This is a genomic window from Streptomyces sp. DvalAA-14, from assembly GCF_900091855.1.
In the GTDB taxonomy this organism is placed as follows: domain Bacteria; phylum Actinomycetota; class Actinomycetes; order Streptomycetales; family Streptomycetaceae; genus Actinacidiphila.
In genome coordinates, this window is record NZ_FMCH01000568.1 from 1 (window position 1) to 17,197 (window position 17,197).

General features: G+C 73.7%; 18 protein-coding genes and 1 pseudogene. 7 read left to right on the forward strand and 12 right to left on the reverse strand.

What is annotated here, in order from left to right; all coding sequences use genetic code 11:
- Positions 1 to 383 precede the first annotated feature (383 nt).
- Complete coding sequence (locus tag GA0115240_RS30695; protein WP_093741765.1) at positions 384 to 1,691, forward strand: S53 family peptidase; 1,308 nt, start codon at positions 384 to 386, stop codon at positions 1,689 to 1,691.
- Between the two features lie 139 nt (positions 1,692 to 1,830).
- Here the strand turns inward: GA0115240_RS30695 and GA0115240_RS30700 are convergent, their stop codons facing one another.
- Both GA0115240_RS30700 and hisI read right to left on the reverse strand, forming a co-directional pair.
- Entirely contained in the window at positions 1,831 to 3,333 is a 1,503-nt protein-coding gene (locus GA0115240_RS30700) for an anthranilate synthase component I (RefSeq protein ID WP_093741767.1), read from the reverse strand.
- A gap of 11 nt (positions 3,334 to 3,344) precedes the next feature.
- A complete protein-coding gene (gene hisI, locus GA0115240_RS30705; RefSeq protein WP_093741769.1) occupies positions 3,345 to 3,704 on the reverse strand; it encodes a phosphoribosyl-AMP cyclohydrolase in 360 nt (119 codons plus the stop codon).
- 124 nt (positions 3,705 to 3,828) lie between these two features.
- Between hisI and GA0115240_RS30710 the strand changes: the two genes are divergently transcribed.
- The 3 genes from GA0115240_RS30710 to GA0115240_RS30720 all read left to right on the forward strand — a co-directional run bounded on the left by GA0115240_RS30710 (position 3,829) and on the right by GA0115240_RS30720 (position 6,408).
- Positions 3,829 to 4,881 (forward strand): hypothetical protein, encoded by a 1,053-nt coding sequence (locus GA0115240_RS30710; RefSeq protein ID WP_093741771.1) that lies wholly within the window; start codon positions 3,829 to 3,831, stop codon positions 4,879 to 4,881.
- Between the two features lie 54 nt (positions 4,882 to 4,935).
- Entirely contained in the window at positions 4,936 to 5,568 is a 633-nt protein-coding gene (locus tag GA0115240_RS30715) for a TIGR03085 family metal-binding protein (RefSeq protein ID WP_093741773.1), read from the forward strand.
- Between the two features lie 222 nt (positions 5,569 to 5,790).
- Positions 5,791 to 6,408 carry an O-methyltransferase gene (locus tag GA0115240_RS30720; protein WP_093741775.1) on the forward strand — a complete coding sequence of 206 codons (618 nt, stop codon included), beginning with the start codon at positions 5,791 to 5,793 and terminating at the stop codon, positions 6,406 to 6,408.
- Between the two features lie 14 nt (positions 6,409 to 6,422).
- Here the strand turns inward: GA0115240_RS30720 and hisF are convergent, their stop codons facing one another.
- The 8 genes and pseudogenes from hisF to hisD form a co-directional block, all read right to left on the reverse strand.
- Positions 6,423 to 7,178 carry an imidazole glycerol phosphate synthase subunit HisF gene (hisF, locus tag GA0115240_RS30725; RefSeq protein ID WP_093741777.1) on the reverse strand — a complete coding sequence of 252 codons (756 nt, stop codon included), beginning with the start codon at positions 7,176 to 7,178 and terminating at the stop codon, positions 6,423 to 6,425.
- Positions 7,175 to 7,612, reverse strand: a complete 438-nt coding sequence (locus GA0115240_RS30730) for a Rid family hydrolase (protein WP_093741779.1) — start codon at positions 7,610 to 7,612, stop codon at positions 7,175 to 7,177. The genes hisF and GA0115240_RS30730 overlap by 4 nt, the downstream gene beginning before the upstream one ends.
- Positions 7,609 to 8,334 (reverse strand): bifunctional 1-(5-phosphoribosyl)-5-((5-phosphoribosylamino)methylideneamino)imidazole-4-carboxamide isomerase/phosphoribosylanthranilate isomerase PriA, encoded by a 726-nt coding sequence (priA, locus tag GA0115240_RS30735; RefSeq protein WP_093741781.1) that lies wholly within the window; start codon positions 8,332 to 8,334, stop codon positions 7,609 to 7,611. The genes GA0115240_RS30730 and priA overlap by 4 nt, the downstream gene beginning before the upstream one ends.
- Before the next feature lie 107 nt (positions 8,335 to 8,441).
- The gene (gene hisH / locus GA0115240_RS30740) at positions 8,442 to 9,074 is read right to left on the reverse strand and encodes an imidazole glycerol phosphate synthase subunit HisH (RefSeq protein WP_093741783.1); all 633 of its coding nucleotides are present in this window, start codon (positions 9,072 to 9,074) and stop codon (positions 8,442 to 8,444) included.
- Between the two features lie 8 nt (positions 9,075 to 9,082).
- The gene (locus GA0115240_RS37435) at positions 9,083 to 9,235 is read right to left on the reverse strand and encodes a hypothetical protein (protein WP_176725220.1); all 153 of its coding nucleotides are present in this window, start codon (positions 9,233 to 9,235) and stop codon (positions 9,083 to 9,085) included.
- Complete coding sequence (hisB, locus tag GA0115240_RS30745; RefSeq protein WP_093741785.1) at positions 9,232 to 9,825, reverse strand: imidazoleglycerol-phosphate dehydratase HisB; 594 nt, start codon at positions 9,823 to 9,825, stop codon at positions 9,232 to 9,234. The genes GA0115240_RS37435 and hisB overlap by 4 nt, the downstream gene beginning before the upstream one ends.
- 62 nt (positions 9,826 to 9,887) lie before the next feature.
- Positions 9,888 to 11,000, reverse strand: a pseudogene (locus GA0115240_RS30750) (histidinol-phosphate transaminase); the annotation flags it as partial.
- Entirely contained in the window at positions 10,997 to 12,310 is a 1,314-nt protein-coding gene (gene hisD, locus GA0115240_RS30755) for a histidinol dehydrogenase (protein ID WP_093741789.1), read from the reverse strand. The pseudogene GA0115240_RS30750 and the gene hisD, both read right to left, overlap by 4 nt.
- A 221-nt stretch (positions 12,311 to 12,531) precedes the next feature.
- Here hisD and GA0115240_RS30760 point away from each other — a divergent pair, with 221 nt between their 5' ends.
- From GA0115240_RS30760 to ybaK, 3 genes are all read left to right on the forward strand, one after another.
- Entirely contained in the window at positions 12,532 to 14,055 is a 1,524-nt protein-coding gene (locus GA0115240_RS30760) for an oxidoreductase (RefSeq protein WP_202451912.1), read from the forward strand.
- 216 nt (positions 14,056 to 14,271) lie between these two features.
- Complete coding sequence (locus GA0115240_RS30765) at positions 14,272 to 14,985, forward strand: LON peptidase substrate-binding domain-containing protein (RefSeq protein ID WP_093741793.1); 714 nt, start codon at positions 14,272 to 14,274, stop codon at positions 14,983 to 14,985.
- A 49-nt stretch (positions 14,986 to 15,034) separates the two neighbouring features.
- Positions 15,035 to 15,556 carry a Cys-tRNA(Pro) deacylase gene (gene ybaK, locus GA0115240_RS30770; protein WP_093741795.1) on the forward strand — a complete coding sequence of 174 codons (522 nt, stop codon included), beginning with the start codon at positions 15,035 to 15,037 and terminating at the stop codon, positions 15,554 to 15,556.
- Here the strand turns inward: ybaK and GA0115240_RS30775 are convergent.
- Entirely contained in the window at positions 15,519 to 16,148 is a 630-nt protein-coding gene (locus tag GA0115240_RS30775) for an ABC transporter permease (RefSeq protein WP_256070098.1), read from the reverse strand. The two genes, ybaK and GA0115240_RS30775, sit on opposite strands and share 38 nt — an antisense overlap.
- A gap of 34 nt (positions 16,149 to 16,182) precedes the next feature.
- Positions 16,183 to 16,965 carry an ABC transporter permease gene (locus tag GA0115240_RS30780; RefSeq protein WP_093741799.1) on the reverse strand — a complete coding sequence of 261 codons (783 nt, stop codon included), beginning with the start codon at positions 16,963 to 16,965 and terminating at the stop codon, positions 16,183 to 16,185.
- Between the last annotated feature and the right edge of the window lie 232 nt (positions 16,966 to 17,197).

Genomic DNA, 17,197 nt, shown 5'->3' on the forward strand with positions numbered 1-17,197 from the left:
GGTCCGGCGGGCGGCTCCGGCAGCGGTTCCGCCGTCGCTGCGGCCGCTGCGGCTGCGGCCGGCCCGTCGGCGGTGGCGGCGGGCTGTGCGGCGGCTTCGGCGGGCCGCTCTTCCGGCTCGGTCGCCGTGCGCGGCGGGGGGACATCGGTCATCCCACCACTATCGCCTGTCGGCGGCCCCCTCCGGCCGCCGGGGTCCACCGCGACCCGAAGGTAAAGCGGAGGTATAGATTCCGGCAGCCCTTCTTGTTGTCGTGCGCTGATCAGATTACGTTCTCCCGCGCCCCTTCCGTCACTTCAGGTAGCAGGAGAAACACAGGTCCCACACCTCACCCGCACATCGCCCCCTCCTCCTTCACTCCCCCACTACAGGAGGCAGTTGCTTTGCCGTTCCTTCGCACCGCGGCGGCCCGCCGCACCGGGCTCGCCCTCAGCGCGGCGGCCGCACTGGCCCTTTCCGGCCTGACCCTCGCCCCCACCGCGGGCGCCCAGCCCGCCGCGCAGCCCCCCACCACCCCGCACTCCCGTACCGCCGCCCAGCCCCTCCCCGACACGCAGTCCCTCCCCGCAGCGCGGCGCATCACCACCGCCCGGTCCTGCGCGGTCGGCACCAGGCCCGGCATGATGGCCTGTCAGGCCGTAAAAGTGACCGCCGGCGCCAACACCCTGGCCAGATCAACCGGTTCGGTCGGCGCGGCAACCGCCGCCCCCGCCGGTTACGGCCCGGCCGATCTGCTCAGCGCCTACGCGCTGCCCGCCGACGGCGGTTCCGGCGCGACCGTGGCGGTCGTGGACGCCTACGACAACCCCGACGCCGAGGCCGATCTGGCCACCTACCGGTCGACCTTCGGCCTGCCCGCGTGCGGTTCGGCCGACGGCTGCTTCCGCAAGGTCGGGCAGGACGGCAGCGCGACCGCGCTGCCGGCGCCGGACCGGGCCTGGTCCGAGGAGATATCCCTCGACCTGGACATGGTCAGCGCGATCTGCCCGCGGTGCCGCATCCTGCTGGTCGAGGCCTCGACCTCCGCGATCGACGACCTGGGCACCGCGGTGAACACCGCGGTCTCCCTGGGCGCCGGCTACGTCTCCAACAGCTACGGCGGCGGCGAGTCCGCCGCGGACAGTTCCTTCGACAGCCGGTTCTTCGACCACCCGGGCGTCGCCATCACCGCCAGCGCCGGCGACGCGGGCTACGGCGCCGAGTACCCGGCCGCCTCCCAGTACGTCACCGCGATCGGCGGCACCACGCTGACCAGGGACGCCTCCGCGCGCGGCTGGGGCGAGACGGCCTGGGCCGGCAGCGGCTCCGGCTGCACGTCCTGGGATCCCAAACCGGCCTGGCAGCAGGACGCCGGGTGCGCCGGACGCACGATCTCGGACGTGTCCGCGGTCGCCGACCCCAGTACCGGCGTCGCGGTGTACGACACCTACGGCGGCGACACGGGCTGGGAGGTCTTCGGCGGCACCAGCGTCGCCGCACCGCTCATCGCCTCGGTCTACGCGCTGGCCGGTACGCCGCCGACCGGTTCGTACCCCGCGTCCTTCCCCTACGCCCACCCGGCCGCGCTCAACGACGCGGCCGGCGGCTCCAACGGGTCCTGCGCCGGCTCCTACCTGTGCACCGGCCTGCCGGGCTACGACGGCCCGACCGGACTCGGCACACCGGCCGGGACCGCCGCCTTCCAGGGCTGACGCCCGCGGTCGGGCGCCCGCCGGCGGACGTCCGAGCGGCAAAACGCGGGAGGCAGAGCGCGGGAGGCGGGGCGGCCGTCGGTGGCCGCCCCGCCTCCCGTCCCCGGGCCGCCACCCGCTCGGGGTGACCGCCCCGGCCCTACACCTTGCGCATCGCGTTGGCCGTCGCGACCGCCCGCAGCACCGCGGCCGCCTTGTTGCGGCACTCGGTGTCCTCCGCGTCCGGGTCGGAGTCCGCGACGATGCCCGCCCCGGCCTGGACGTACGCGGTGCCGTCCCGCAGCAGGGCGGTGCGGATCGCGATGGCGGTGTCGGCGTCGCCGGCGAAGTCCAGGTAGCCGACGCAGCCGCCGTACAGGCCCCGCCGGGACGGCTCGAGTTCCTCGATGATCTGCATCGCACGCGGTTTGGGCGCGCCGGACAGGGTGCCGGCCGGGAAGCACGCGGTCAGCACGTCGAAGGCGGTGTGCCCCTCGGCGACCTGTCCGGTGACGGTGGACACGATGTGCATGACGTGGGAGTAGCGCTCCACCGACATGAAGTCCACCACCTCCACCGTGCCCGGCTCGCAGACGCGGCCCAGGTCGTTGCGGCCGAGGTCGACGAGCATCAGGTGCTCGGCGCGCTCCTTGGGGTCGGCCATCAGTTCCTCGGCGAGCGCGTTGTCGGCCTGCGGTGTGGCGCCGCGGGGGCGGGTGCCGGCGATCGGGTGCAGCATCGCCCGGCCGTCCTCGACCTTGACCAGCGCCTCGGGGCTGGAGCCCACCACGTCGAAGGCGCCGCCCTCGTCATCGGGGAAGCGCAGCAGATACATGTACGGGCTGGGGTTGGTGGCCCGCAGCACCCGGTAGACGTCCAGCGCGCTCGCCTCGCAGGGCGTCTCGAACCGCTGCGAGGGCACCACCTGGAAGGCCTCGCCGGCCCGGATGCGCTCCTTGATGTCCTCGACGGCGGCCTTGAAGTCGTCGCTGCCCCAGCGGGCGGTGTAGCCGATGTCGACCGACCGCGGCAGCACCGCGGGCACGCTCGGCGCCGGCCGGGCCAGGTCGGCCTCCATCACGTCAAGCCGGGCCACCGCGTCCGCGTAGGCCTCGTCGACGCCGGTGTCCCGGTCGTTGTGGTTGATCGCGTTGGCGATCAGCAGCACGCTGCCGTCCCAGTGGTCGAGCACGGCCAGGTCGGAGGTGAGCAGCATCGTCGCCTCGGGCAGCCGCAGCACGTCCGCGCCGTGCTCGCCGATGCGCTCCAGCCGGCGCACGATGTCGTAGCCGAGATAGCCGACCATGCCCCCGGTGAAGGGCGGCATGCCGTCGGCCAGGTCGCGCGGGGTGTGCAGGGCCTCCACCGTGGCGCGCAGCGCGACCAGCGGGTCCCCGTCGACCGGGACGCCGACGGGTGGTGTGCCCAGCCAGTGCGTCTGCCCGTCGCGCACGGTCAAGGTGGCCGCCGACCGCACCCCGACGAAGGAGTAGCGCGACCAGGACCTGCCGTTCTCCGCCGACTCCAGCAGAAAGGTGCCGACCCGCTCGCCGGCGAGCTTGCGGTAGAGGCCCACCGGGGTGTCGCCGTCCGCGAGGAGGCGCCGGCTGACCGGGATGACTCGGCGGTCGACCGCGAGTTTGCGGAAGGTTTCGAGGTCCATGGCCGCAGACCCTACTGGCCCGGCGCGGACAGCAGGACGTCCGCGTCGAAGCAGGTCCGGTCCCCGGTGTGGCAGGCCGCGCCGACCTGGTCGACCCGCACCAGCACGGTGTCCCCGTCGCAGTCCAGCGCCACGGTCTTCACGTGCTGGAGGTGGCCCGAGGTGTCGCCCTTGACCCAGTACTCCTGCCGGCTCCGGCTCCAGTACGTGCAGCGGCCGGTGGTCAGCGTGCGGTGCAGCGCCTCGGCGTCCATCCAGCCGAGCATCAGCACCTCACCGGTGTCGTACTGCTGGGCGATGGCCGGTACCAGTCCCTCGGGACTGCGCTTGAGACGGGCGGCGATGGCGGGATCGAGCGAGGTCACGGGCATGACACCATTCTGCCGCTGATCCCCGGCAACGAGAAAAGCCGCATAACTCGCAAGAGCGGCAGGCAAGTTGTCCGTCATTCGGCGTTAGCTCGCTGATGTCACCCGTATGGGGCATCCTGCCTGCATGGGTTTTCCTCCGCCGCCGCCAGATGGTCCGCCGCCGCACCCCGAGCAGGGCGGCGGCTACGGTCCGCCGCAAGGTTTCGGCCCGCCGCCTCCCCCGCAGCAGGGCGACGGCGGCTACGGCTACGGAGGACCCCAGCAGGGCGAGCAGGGCTACGGCTACCCGCCGCAGCAGGGCGGTCAGAACTACGGTTATCCGCCCCAGCAGGGCGGCCAGGGCTACGGCTACCCGCCGCAGGGCGGGCAGGGTTACGGCTACCCGCCGCAGCAGGGCGGCCAAGGCTACGGGTACCCCGAACAGGGCGACGCGTACGGGCCGTCCGGACCGCCCGGACCTCCGGCCCCGCCCGGTGCCTACGGCGGCGCGCAGGACTACGGCTACGAGTACCAGCAGTCCGGCCCGGGCGGCTACCCGCCGGCCCCACCGCCGCCGCCCGGCCACACCAAGCGCAATGTCTGGATCGCCGTCGGCGTCCTGGTGGTCCTCGCCGTCGTCGGCGGCGCGATCGGAGTCCTGCGCGGCAGCGACGGCGGCAAGAGCACCGCGGACGGCAAGCCGAGCGCCGCGGCCAGCCTGCCGACCGGGCTGCCGTCCGGGCCGACGCCGTCCTTCGACGTGCCCTCGGACGACCCGACGCTGGACCTGCCGACCGGACTGCCCAGCGATCTTCCGGGCACCGCCCCGACGCCCACCGAGAAGCTGGTCCCGTACGTGGCGCTCACGCCCGGCACGTGCTTCGACGCGCCCACCTTGACGAAGTCGGTCGACAAGGTCACCACCCGCTCGTGCTCCTCCGCGCACGACGCGCAGGTCGTCGCCAACGAGAAGCTGTCCGGCACCTTCACCAGCGACGCCGACATCCAGGCCCGGGCGCTGAGCCTGTGCACGGCCGACGCCAGGCGCCACCTGCCGGCCGACGGCAAGGAGTACTACCCGTACGCGCTCTTCCCGAAGTTGGTCACCTACGAGGTGCAAAAGCGATCGACGGTGACCTGCTCGCTGACCCGCAACAACGGCACCAACGGGGTGAAGCTCTACAGCCGACTCGGCTGATCCGGCCGCGCGGGGAGCCGACGTATCGCCCGCGGGGGAACTAACCTGGGCCGCATGGCTACTCATGCGCAGCGTGAACGTCTGCTCCTCGCCGACCTGCTGGAGCGCTCGGGGCCCGACGCCCCGACGCTCTGCGAGGGCTGGAAGACCCGCGATCTGGCCGCGCACGTCGTGGTCCGCGAGCGCCGCAGCGACGCGGCCGCCGGAGCACTGATCCCGCAGCTCGCACCCCGTCTCGACCGGGTCCGCGGGGAGTTCGCCGCCAAGCCCTACCCGGAGCTGATCCAGCTGATCAGGACCGGGCCGCCGCGGCTGTCCCCGTTCTCGGTCAAGCAGCTCGACGAGATCTCCAACACCGTCGAGTTCTATGTGCACACCGAGGACGTGCGCCGGGCCGAGCCCGACTGGACGCCGCGGGTGATCGACCCGGTGTTCGGCGAAAGCCTGTGGAAGCGCCTGGAGCGCGGTGCCCGCCTGATGGGCCGCCGTGCCCCGGTCGGCCTGGTGCTGCGCCGTCCCGACGGCCAGACCGTGGTGGCCCACAAGGGCTCCCCGGTGGTGACGGTGACCGGCGAACCGTCCGAGCTGATCATGTTCGCCCTCGGCCGCCAGACGGCGGCGAAGGTCGATGTCGAAGGGGACGAGCTCGCGGTGGCGAAGCTGTACGCGGCCAAGCTCGGCATGTGACGCGGCGGGCGGCTGCGTGCGGGTGGTCGGCGGCTGGTTCGAGCCCGCCGCTCGTCCCGTCCCGCATCAGGCCCGCGCCAGACCCCGCAACCGGGCCCCTCGCCTCGTTGTCCGCCCGGGCGTCCGCACGGGCGCCGGGGCGGACGACCGCTCTCATGGGATCTGACAGGATCTCGGCCGATCGCCAGCGGCCACCCACGCCGTCCCGGCAGGATGGCGGGCATGTCTCTCGACGGCACCCGTGCACACCTCAGCGGCCCCGGTGACCTGCCACCCCTGGTGGAACGCGCCGCCCGGACCGCCCGCCATCTCGGCTTCCCCTACTCCTGCCGCCCCGAGCAGGGGCGCCTGCTGCGCGCGCTCGCGGCCGGCGCGCGGCGGATCGGCGAGACCGGCACCGGGTGCGGGGTGGGGCTGGCCTGGCTGGTCGCCGGGATGCGGCCCGGCGCCACCGCGGTCAGCGTCGAGCAGGACGCCACCCGGGCGGCGACCGCCGCCGCGCTGTTCGAAGACCTCGCCCCCGAGGTCACCGTGGAGTGCGGGGACTGGACCGCGATCGGCGAGCACGGCCCGTTCGACCTGCTGGTGCTCGACGGCGGCGGCGCGGCCAAGGGCGGGGACGGGGACACCCCGGCCGATCCGCTGCGGCTGCTGCGGCCCGGCGGAGTGCTGGTGATCGACGACTTCGCACCGGCCGGCGGCCGGCCGCCGCTGCTCGACGGCCGGCCGGACCGGGCCCGGCTGCACTGGCTGGACCATCCGGCGCTGCGCACGGTCGAGCTGAGGCTGGCGCCCGACCTGGCCACGCTGGTCTGTACCCGCCGGGGGGACGCCGGCTGAGCGGCCGGTCCGGCTCAGCGGACCGGGTGGCCGGCCTCCCGCAGCGCCGACTTGACCTGGCCGATCCGCAGATCGCCGAAGTGGAAGACCGACGCGGCCAGCACGGCGTCGGCGCCCGCGCCGACCGCGGGCGCGAAGTGGTCGAGCCGGCCGGCGCCGCCGGAGGCGATCACCGGGACGGTCACCGCGGCGCGCACCGCGGCGATCATCTCCGTGTCGTAGCCGTCCTTGGTGCCGTCGGCGTCCATCGAGTTGAGCAGGATCTCACCGGCGCCCAACTCGGCGGCCCGCTGCGCCCATTCGACCGCGTCGATGCCGGTGCCGCGCCGGCCGCCGTGGGTGGTCACCTCGAAGCTGCCGGTCGGGGTGCGCCGGGCGTCCACCGACAGCACCAGCACCTGCCGGCCGAACCGCTCGGCGATCTCCCGGATCAGCTCGGGCCGGGCGATGGCCGCGGTGTTGACGCCCACCTTGTCCGCGCCGGCCCGCAGCAGCTTGTCGACGTCGTCCGCGCTGCGCACCCCGCCGCCCACGGTGAGCGGGATGAAGACCTGCTCGGCGGTGCGCCGCACCACGTCGTAGGTGGTCTCCCGGTCGCCGGAGGAGGCGGTGATGTCGAGGAAGGTCAACTCGTCGGCGCCCTCGGCGTCGTAGAGCTTGGCCATCTCGACCGGGTCGCCGGCGTCCCGCAGGTTCTGGAAGTTGACGCCCTTGACCACCCGCCCGGCGTCCACGTCCAGGCAGGGGATGACGCGGACCGCGAGGGTCATTCGGCGGCTCCCGGCTCGCGGGCCGGGGCCGCCGCGGCTCCCCGATAGGCCTCGATCTCGACCTCGACCAGCACCCGGGAGTCGGTGAACCCGGCCACCACCACCATGGTGGCGGCCGGCCGGACCGCGCCGAACAGTTCGCGGTGCGCCCGGCCGACCTCGTCGACGTCCCGGGCGTGGCTGAGGTACATCCGGGTGCGGATCACACTGCCGCCGTCCAGGCCGAACGGCTCCAGCGCGGCGATCGCGCTGCGGAAGGCGCTGAGCGTCTGCTCGTAGGGCTCGTCCTCGCCCGGCACCGCGCCGTCCGTCGGGTCGGGCATCATTCCGGCGACTATCACCCGGTCCCCAGCGGCCACCGCCCGGGCCGAACCGATCGCCTCTTCCCACGCGCTTCCGGACTGCTCGCGGCGCACACCAGAGTTGCCGGTCATCGTGATACTGCCTCCAGGGCCTCTTCGAGGGTGAACGCCTTCGCGTACAGTGCCTTTCCGACAATGGCGCCCTCCACACCCACCGGGACCAGCCCCGCGATCGCCCGCAGGTCGTCCAGGCTGGAAACGCCGCCGGAGGCTACCACCGGCCGCTCGGTGGCCGCGCACACACCGCGCAGCAGGTCCAGGTTGGGGCCTTGCAAGGTGCCGTCCTTGGCGATGTCGGTGACGACGTAGCGGGCGCAGCCCTCGGAGTCCAGCCGGGCCAGCGTCTCGTAGAGATCGCCGCCGTCGCGGGTCCAGCCGCGGCCGCGCAGGGTGGTGCCGCGCACATCCAGGCCGACCGCGATCCGGTCGCCGTGCTCGGCGATGATCTTGGCCACCCATTCCGGGCTCTCCAGCGCGGCGGTGCCCAGGTTGACCCGGGTACAGCCGGTGGCCAGTGCCGCGGCCAGGGTGTCGTCGTCGCGGATGCCGCCGGACAGCTCGACCTCGATGTCCATGGTGCGGGTCACCTCGGCGATCAGCTCCCGGTTGTCCCCGGTGCCGAAGGCCGCGTCGAGGTCCACCAGATGCAGCCACCGCGCACCGGCCCGCTGCCAGGCAAGGGCGGCGGCGAGCGGCTCGCCGTACGACGTCTCGGAACCGGACTCGCCGTGCACGAGCCGGACGGCCAGGCCGTCGCGGACATCGACGGCGGGGAGGAGTTCGAGCTGGGTCATCGGTATGGGGTCCTCGGTCCTGACGGGAGGTGGGAGGGGGTGGTCGGGGCGGTCGTCGGTCGGTCGGGGGGACGGGGTCGGTGGCGGCGGGGCCGGGCCGGCGGGGACTAGAGGGTGCCGAGCCAGTTGGCGAGCAGTTGCGCCCCGGCGTCCCCGGACTTCTCCGGGTGGAACTGGGTGGCCCACAGCGGGCCGTTCTCCACCGCCGCCACGAACGGTTCGCCGTGGGTGGTCCAGGTGACCTTGGGAGGGCGGATCACGCCCCGCGGGTCGAGGTCCCAGGCGCGGACGGCGTAGGAGTGCACGAAGTAGAAGCGGGCGTCGTCGTCCAGGCCGGCGAACTGCCGCGAGTCCTCGGGGGCCCGCACGGTGTTCCAGCCCATGTGCGGGACGACCGGGGCGCGCAGCGGCTCGACCGTGCCGGGCCACTCGTCCAGACCCGCACTGGGCACACCGTGCTCGATGCCGCGGGCGAACAGGATCTGCATGCCGACGCAGATGCCCATCACCGGCCGCCCGCCGGCCAGCCTGCGGCCGACCAGCCAGTCCCCGCGCACCGACTTCAGCCCGGCCATGCACGCGGCGAAGGCGCCGACGCCGGGTACCAGCAGCCCGTCGGCGTTCATCGCCCGGTCGTAGTCGGCGGTGATCTCCACGTCGGCCCCGGCCCTGGCCAGCGCGCGCTCGGCGGACCGGATGTTGCCGAATCCGTAGTCGAGGACCACCACGCTCTTGGTCACGGCCGGCCCTACAGCTGGAGCAGCCCGGCGATGATCGCCATCACCGAACCGACCGCCAGCAGCGTGATGACGCTCTTGGACTGCTTCTGCTTCCAGAAGGAGTAGACCCCGCCGAGCAGGAACAGCCCCAGCAGGATGAAGAGGGAGGATCCCTTGTTCACAGCGCGCCCTTCGTCGACGGCAGGATGCCCGCGGCGCGCGGATCGCGCTCGCTCGCGTAACGCAGCGCCCGGGCCAGCGCCTTGAACTGGCACTCCACGATGTGGTGCGCGTTGCGCCCATAGGGTACGTGGACATGCAGGGCGATCTGGGCCTGTGCGACGAAGGACTCCAGGATGTGCCGGGTCATCGTGGTGTCGTACGTGCCGATCATCGGTGCCAGGTGCTCCGGCTCGGTGTGCACCAGGTAGGGGCGGCCGGAGAGGTCCACGGTGACCTGGGCGAGGGATTCGTCCAGCGGGACGCTGCAGTTGCCGAAGCGGTGGATGCCCACCTTGTCGCCGAGCGCCTGCTTGAAGGCGGCGCCCAGGGCGAGGGCGGTGTCCTCGATGGTGTGGTGGGTGTCGATGTGCAGGTCGCCCTCGGTTTTCACACTGAGGTCGAACAGACCGTGCCGGCCGAGTTGGTCGAGCATGTGGTCGTAGAAGCCGACCCCGGTCGAGACGGAGACGGAGCCGGTGCCGTCCAGGTCGATCTCGACGACGACGGACGTCTCCTTGGTGGTGCGCTCCACGCGGCCCACGCGGGTCATGCGGACTCCTCTGTGCGGGTCGGTTCGGTGCGTGCGGGCCCGGTGGGGTCGGACGCGGTGCTGTGCTCCTTGAAAACGGTGCGGGCGGCGTCCAGGAAGGCGTCGTTCTCGGCCGGGGTGCCCGCGCTGACCCGCAGCCGGCCGGGCACGCCGTTGTCGCGGATCAGCACGCCGCGGTCGAGGATCGCCTGCCAGGCGGCGTGGCTGTCGGCGAACCGGCCGAACTGGACGAAGTTGGCGTCGGACGGGGTGACCTCGTAGCCGATGGCGGTCAACTCGGCCACCAGCCGGTCGCGTTCGTCCTTGAGCTGCCGCACGTAGCCGAGCAGGGTGTCGGTGTGCTCCAGCGCGGCCAGCGCGGTCGCCTGGGTGACCGACGACAGGTGGTAGGGGAGCCGGACCAGCTGGACGGCGTCGACCACCGCGGGGTCCGCGGCGAGATAGCCGAGCCGCAGGCCGGCCGCGCCGAACGCCTTGGACATGGTGCGGGTCAGCACCAGCCGCGGCCGGCCCTGGATCAGCGGCAGCAGCGAGGGGCGGTGCGAGAACTCGCCGTAGGCCTCGTCCACGACGACCATGGACGGCCCGGCGGCCATGGCGGCGTCGTACAGCGCGACGACGGTCTCGGCGGCGACCGCGGTACCGGTCGGATTGTTGGGCGAGCAGATGAAGACCACGTGGGGTGCCCGCTCGGCGATCTGCCGGGTGGCCGCCGCGAGATCGATGGTGAAGTCCTCGCCGCGCGCCCCGGACAGCCAGCCGGTGCCGGTGCCGCGGGAGATCAGCGCGTGCATGGAGTAGGAGGGCTCGAAGCCGATCGCGGTTCGGCCGGGGCCGCCGAAGGTCTGCAGCAGCTGCTGGATGATCTCGTTGGAGCCGTTGGCGGCCCACACCTGTCGCACTCCCACGGTGTGGCCCGCGGTCCGGCTCAGATACGCGGCCAGCTCGGTGCGCAGTTCGACGGCGTCCCGGTCCGGGTAGCGGTTGAGCTCGCGGGCGGCCACGGCGACCCGCTCGGCGATCCGGGCGACCAGCGCCTCGGGCAGCGGGTACGGGTTCTCGTTGGTGTTCAGCAGCACCGGCACGTCGAGTTGCGGCGCGCCGTACGGGGTCTGTCCGCGCAGCTCGTCGCGGATGGGCAGGCCCTCCCGGGCGGCGGAGGCGTTCGCGGTCACGGCAGCAGCTCCTCGAAGCGCGCGGTGACGGCGGCGCCGTGCGCCGGCAGGTCCTCGGCCTCGGCCAGCGTCACCACGTGGTGGGCGACGTCGGCGAGCGCGGCCCGGGAGTAGTCCACGACGTGGATGCCGCGCAGGAAGGACTGCACGGACAGGCCCGAGGAGTGGCAGGCGCAGCCGCCGGTGGGCAGCACGTGGTTGGAGCCGGCGCAGTAGTCGCCGAGCGAGACCGGGCTGTGCGGTCCGACGAAGACGGCGCCGGCGTTGCGCACCCGGGCGGCGACGGCCGGCGCGTCCTCGGTGTGGATCTCCAGGTGCTCGGCGGCGTAGGCGTTGACCACGTCCAGGCCCTGGGCCAGGGCGTCCACCAGCACCGTCGCCGACTGGCGGCCGGTCAGCGCGGCGGTGATCCGCTCGCGGTGCCGGGCGGCGGCGACGCGGATGCCGAGTTCCTTGTCCACCGCGTCGGCCAGGTCCGCGGAGGTGGTGACCAGCACCGCGGCGGCCAGCGTGTCGTGCTCGGCCTGGCTGATCAGGTCGGCGGCGACCAGGCCGGCGTCGGCGCCGGCGTCGGCGAGGATCGCGATCTCGGTGGGGCCGGCCTCGGCGTCGATGCCGATCCGGCCCTTGAGCAGCCGCTTGGCGGCGGCCACGTAGATGTTGCCGGGGCCGGTGACCAGCTCGACCGGGCGGCACTCATCGGTGCCGTAGGCGAACATGGCGATCGCCTGGGCGCCGCCGGCGGCGTACACCTCGGTGACGCCGAGCAGGGCGCAGGCGGCCAGGATGGTGGGGTGCGGCGAGCCGCCGAACTCCTTCTGCGGCGGGGAGGCGACCGCGATGCCGGAGACACCGGCCTCCTGGGCAGGCACCACGTTCATCACTACGGAGGACGGGTAGACCGCCAGGCCGCCGGGCACGTACAGCCCGACCCGCTCGACGGGGACCCACCTCTCGGTGACGGTGCCGCCGGGGACGACCTGGGTGGTGACGTCGGTCCGGCGCTGCCGGAGGTGCACCAGGCGGGCCCGGCGGATCGACTCCTGCAGGGCCGCCCTGACCTCGGGGTCGAGGCCGTCGAGCGCGTCGTCCAGCGCCTGCTGGGGCACCCGGAGCTGTGCCACGCGCACTCCGTCGAACCGCTCGCCGTACTCGATCACCGCCCGCGTACCCCGATGGCGCACGTCCGCGCAGATCGGCCGCACGGTGTCCAGCGCGGCCTCCACGTCGAACTCGGCACGGGGCAGCAGGTCGCGGTCGATCCCGCCCTCCGGAAAGGCGGTGCCGCGCAGATCGATTCGGGAGATCACGCTGCCAAGTGTAGAGACCCGCTGATGACGGACGTTCCACGGTTCCACTCCGTGATACGGCGGACGGCGGCGGGAGCGCGGCGGCAAAGGCGGCGAAGGCAGCGAAGGCAGCAAGGGCAGCAGGCAAAAACAGAAACCGCTAGCGTGTGCGATCGACACGGGGAGGGGTCGAGGTGGCCGAGCACGAACCGCCACGGGACTGGACGACGGTGGAGCAGCGGATGTGGCGGGCCTTCCGGGCCGGGCGTACCTGTGATCTGCGGACCGGCCGGGCCGAGGAGGACCATCCGGTGACCGGCCCCGCCTGGTCGGCCGACCGCACCGTCCGGGCCCAGGCGGTGGCCGAGCTGCTGCTCGACCCGCCGCCCCCGCTGCCGGGCCGGGTGGCCGCGCTGAAGCTGCGGGGGGTGCTGATCAGCGGCCGGCTGACGCTGGCCGGCGGCACCGTCACCCCGTACGTCCAGCTCGACGACTGCCGCTTCGATGAGCAGGTCCTGATGCAGGAGTGCCGGGCCGGCAGCATGCGGCTGGTCCGCTGCGTGATACCCCGGCTGGAGGCGGCCCGGCTCCAGGTCTCCGGCGATCTGCATCTGCCGCAGTGCCTGGTGCCCGGCGGCATACGGATGACCGACGCGCAGATAGGCACCGATCTGCTGCTCAACCAGCTCACCGTGCGCCGCGACCGGCACAGCCGGGCGGTGGCTGCCGACGGGTTGTCCGTCGGCCAGGACGTGGACGCCGAACTCATCGACGTCACCGGTGAGTTCAGCCTGCGCAGCGCCCGGATCGGCGGCCGGCTGACCCTGCGCGGCGCGATCCTGCGCAATCCGTACGGCCGCTACGCGCTCAACGCGGCCCGGGTCAGCATCGAGCACACCCTGTACTTGAGCGCGGGCTGGAACGCGATGGAGGGCTCCCCCGGTGACACCCGGCCGCCGCCCGGGGCCGCGGTGCGGGACTTCGTGTGCGAGGGCGGGCTGCGGCTCGACGACGCGCGGATCGGCAACGCGGTGATCATCAGCCGGGCCCGCTTCCTGCTGACGGACGACCAGCAGGTCTCGCTGCGCCGCGTGCAGACCCCCGAACTGCGCTTCACCCCGGGCGAGCCGCCGCAGGGCCCGGTGTCGCTGTCCGGCGCCCGGGTGGCCAAGCTCGTCGACACGCGCGACAGCTGGCCGCAGGCCGGGCGGCTGGACCTGACCGGCTTCGTCTACGAGGAGTTGGCCGCCCGGGACGACTTCCCGCTGCGGGCCCGGATCGCCTGGCTGCACGCGGCCACCCCCGAGTACAGCCCGGGGCCGTACGAGCGGCTGGCCGCCGCCCTGCGCGCGGGCGGCGAGGACGCCGAGGCGCGGGAAGTGCTGCTGGCCAAGCAGCGCCGGCGGCGGGAGTCGCTGCCGGTCGCCGGCCGGGTGTGGGGCTGGCTGCAGGACGTCACGGTCGGATACGGCTACCGGCCCGGCCGGGCGGCGGTGTGGATGGCGCTGGTGTGGGCGCTGGGCGCGGTGTACTTCGCGGCCGGCGGCACCCCGCCGCCCGCCGACAACGGCGGCTACCACCCGCACTGGAGCCCGGCCCTCTACGCCCTGGACCTGCTGCTGCCGGTGATCGACCTCGGCCAGGACAACGCCTGGCGGGAGGCGGGGCTCAGCCAGTGGGTGGCGTCGGGCATGACGCTGCTGGGCTGGATGCTCGCGACGACCGCGGCGGCCGGCGCCTCCCGGCTGCTGCGGCGGGGCTCCTAGGCGCGGACCGGGGCGCCGGGGGGGGCGACCCGGGGGGTGGCGCGGGGCCACGGGTCGGGGCACGCCGGGCACGGGGCCCGGCGCGGGCTAGGTCACAGGTTCGGTTCACAGGTTCGGTTCGCGGGTTCGGTTCGCGGGTCCGGTTCGCGGGTTCGGGGGAGGTCAGCGCGTCGGTGGGTGACGGGAGGGGCCACCCTGCCCGTACCCTGGCTCACTGTGACCGATCGCCTTCCGCTGTTCCCGCTCAGTTCGGCGCTCTTCCCCGGCCTGGTGCTGCCGCTGAACGTCTTCGAGGAGCGGTACCGCTCCCTCGTCGGCGACCTGCTGACGTTGCCCGAGGACGCGCCCCGCAGGTTCGGGGTGGTGGCGATCAAGAACGGCCACGAGCTGGCCCCCACCGGCCAGGAGGGCCGCGCCACCGGCCCGACGGCGGGTCTCGGCGACGACCCGATGGCCGCACTGTACGGCTACGGCTGTGTGGCGGAGGTGGCCAGCATCGCCGAGCGTGAGGACGGTTACGAGGTGATGGCGACCGGCACGGTCCGCTTCCGGCTGCTGTCGGTGGACACCTCGGGCGACTATCTGACCGGCGAGGTCGAGGAAGTCGCCGAAGAGCGCGGCGACGGGGCGGGCGAGCTGACCGCGCGGGTGGTCCGCGCCTTCGGTACGTATCAGAAGCGGCTCGCGGGGGCGCGGGAGCAGACGCTGTCGGCGGCGGAGTTCCCGGACGACCCGACGGTGCTGTCCTATCTGGTCGCGGCCGCGATGATCGCCGAGGTCCCGGTGAAGCAGCAGTTCCTGGAGGCGCCGGACGCCGCGGCGCGGCTCACCGCCGAGTTGCGGCTGCTGCGCCGGGAGACCGCGATCATCGACAAACTGCCGTCGCTGCCGGCGGCGGACCTCACCCACTCCCCCACCTGCGCGAACTAGGCCCTTTCCGGGACCGGCGGGGCTGGAAACCGGCTGGAAAGGGACCGCGATGGCCAAGAAAGCACGGGCAGGCGGCGGGACGCCGGCCACGGTCGCCCTGGAGAAGGCGGGCGTGCCCTTCACCGTGCACGCCTACCGGCACGACCCGTCCGCCGGGCTGTCCTACGGCGAGGAAGCGGCCCGGGCACTGGGCGGCGCGCTCGGGGTGCCGCCCGGTGAGGTCGAGGGGCGCGTCTTCAAGACCCTGGTCGCCGAGGTGGACGGAGCGCTGACCGTCGCGGTCGTGCCCGTCGCGGCCAGCCTCGACCTGAAGGCGCTGGCCGCCGCGGTGGGCGGCAAACGCGCCGCCATGGCCGACCCGGCCGCCGCCGAGCGCGCCACCGGCTACGTGCTCGGCGGTATCTCGCCGCTCGGCCAGCGCCGCGCCCTGCCCACAGTCGTGGACACCTCCGCCCTCGACTTCCCGACGGTCTTCGTCTCGGCCGGCAAACGCGGCCTGGAGGTGGAGCTGGCGCCGCAGGAGCTGCTGCGGCTCACTGCGGGGGCGGCGGCCCCCACGGCCCGGCGGTAGGCGGCTGCTCGTCCGGCTGGTCCCGCGGTCCGAACGCGGCGGTCAGGCTCAGATGGGCCAGCATCGCCGCGGCCGACCAGGCGACCAGCGCGCTCTTGGCCCGCAGTTCCAGCGGGCCGTCGAAGACCACCTTCGGGCCGACCTGCTTGGCGTGGGCGACGATGTCCGTCGGCGGCCCGAGCCAGACCCCGATGCGCCAGCCGATCACCGAGGCGAGCACGCCGCCGACCGCGAGGCCGAGCACCACCCCGATTCCGCCGCTGCGGCGCCGCCAGAAGACCAGCAGCGCGCTGAGGATGCCGAGACCGGCCGCGATCAGCACGAAGGTGCCGTCACCGCCGATCGCCTCCTCGCCCTCGGTGTCCTTGAGATACACCGCCTGGCCGTCGGAGATCATCGGGATGCGCGGCGACAGCCACAGCCACAGCAGCCCCAGGGCGATCCCGCCGACGGCGACGAGCAGCGCGACCAGCGCCCCGCCGCGCAGCTCGCGGACGAACCGCTCGCGCTTGGCAGGGGCGTCACCGGAATCGGCCTCGCCTCCGGGAAAGGGCGGGAAGGGCGGCTCATGCGGCGTCAGGGGTGCGGTCACCAACCCATCGTGCCAGGTGCGGGCGAAGGGTGCGTCACCGGCAGGCTGCCCTGCGGTAGGCCCAGGTCGCGACGGCCAGCGAGACGACGCCGACCGCGGCGCACACCGACAGGTCCGCGCCGACCGCGGCCCAGTCGGTGCCCTCGCCGCCGAAGGTACGGGCGAGTGCTTCCACGCCGTAGGTGGACGGCAGCAGGTCCCGCGCCCAGTCGATGGGCGCGGGCATGTGGGAGGCGGGCAGCACGCCGAGCAGCAGCGCGGCGGACATGCCGAGCTGGCCGAGCAGGGTGGCGATCTCCTGCCGGGGCGCGAGCAGCCCCAGCGCCGCGCCGAGCCCGGACAGGGCGGCGCCGGCCAGCGGGATCACCACCAGCAGGATCCACAGGTTCACGAACGTGAGGTGGAACAGCACGCAGCCGGTGACCGCGGTGATCAGCGTGCCGGGCACCGTGAAGGAGGCGTAGGCGGCCGCCGCCCCGAGCACCACCGCGGCCGGCGGTACGGGCAGCGTCGCGTACGTGTCCAGGCCGCCGGAGGCGCGCAGCTGCCCGAAGTACTGCGCGAGCAGATTGAGCGCCACGAAGGCCACCACCAGCACGCTGGACCCGGCGACGACGGCTCGGGCCGCCTCGCCGTCCCCGGCGTGCACGACGCCGCGCATCATGACCATGATCCCGACGGACTGGAACGTGGCCACGAACAGCAGCGGGATCCGGGCGACCCGCGCCCGCGACAGCTGCGCCCGGTACACGGCCCCGAACGCGGGCCACATCCGCGCGCGCGGCGCCAGCGGCGCCGCCGCCGAGGCGGCCCCCATCTGCCCGGGCACGGCCCGCACCACAACACTCACGGCCGACCTCCGGTCGCGGTCCCCGCCGCCGAACCCGCCGGGACGGCCCCGACCTGCAGCGGCACCGGCGCGACGGTCCCGCCCGTATCCGATCCGCCGGCCACCGCGGGTTGCTCGCGCCCCGGTAGGGCACCGCCCGCAGCGATCGCGGCGTACGACACTGCCGCGGCACCCACCGTCGCCGACAATCCACCGGCCG

Bases quoted from the DNA above. Each gene is read 5' to 3' on its own strand.
- hisF (WP_093741777.1), bottom strand. From the start codon at position 7,178: ATGACCCTCGCGGTCCGCGTCATCCCCTGCCTGGACGTGGACGCCGGG.
- ybaK (WP_093741795.1), top strand. From the start codon at position 15,035: ATGGCCAAGAAAGCACGGGCAGGCGGCGGGACGCCGGCCACGGTCGCC.
- GA0115240_RS30730 (WP_093741779.1), bottom strand. From the start codon at position 7,612: ATGACCGGCAACTCTGGTGTGCGCCGCGAGCAGTCCGGAAGCGCGTGG.
- GA0115240_RS30720 (WP_093741775.1), top strand. From the start codon at position 5,791: ATGTCTCTCGACGGCACCCGTGCACACCTCAGCGGCCCCGGTGACCTG.
- priA (WP_093741781.1), bottom strand. From the start codon at position 8,334: ATGACCCAGCTCGAACTCCTCCCCGCCGTCGATGTCCGCGACGGCCTG.
- GA0115240_RS30780 (WP_093741799.1), bottom strand. From the start codon at position 16,965: ATGGGGGCCGCCTCGGCGGCGGCGCCGCTGGCGCCGCGCGCGCGGATG.
- GA0115240_RS30700 (WP_093741767.1), bottom strand. From the start codon at position 3,333: ATGGACCTCGAAACCTTCCGCAAACTCGCGGTCGACCGCCGAGTCATC.
- GA0115240_RS30760 (WP_202451912.1), top strand. From the start codon at position 12,532: ATGTGGCGGGCCTTCCGGGCCGGGCGTACCTGTGATCTGCGGACCGGC.
- GA0115240_RS30710 (WP_093741771.1), top strand. From the start codon at position 3,829: ATGGGTTTTCCTCCGCCGCCGCCAGATGGTCCGCCGCCGCACCCCGAG.
- hisB (WP_093741785.1), bottom strand. From the start codon at position 9,825: ATGACCCGCGTGGGCCGCGTGGAGCGCACCACCAAGGAGACGTCCGTC.
- hisI (WP_093741769.1), bottom strand. From the start codon at position 3,704: ATGCCCGTGACCTCGCTCGATCCCGCCATCGCCGCCCGTCTCAAGCGC.
- GA0115240_RS30715 (WP_093741773.1), top strand. From the start codon at position 4,936: ATGGCTACTCATGCGCAGCGTGAACGTCTGCTCCTCGCCGACCTGCTG.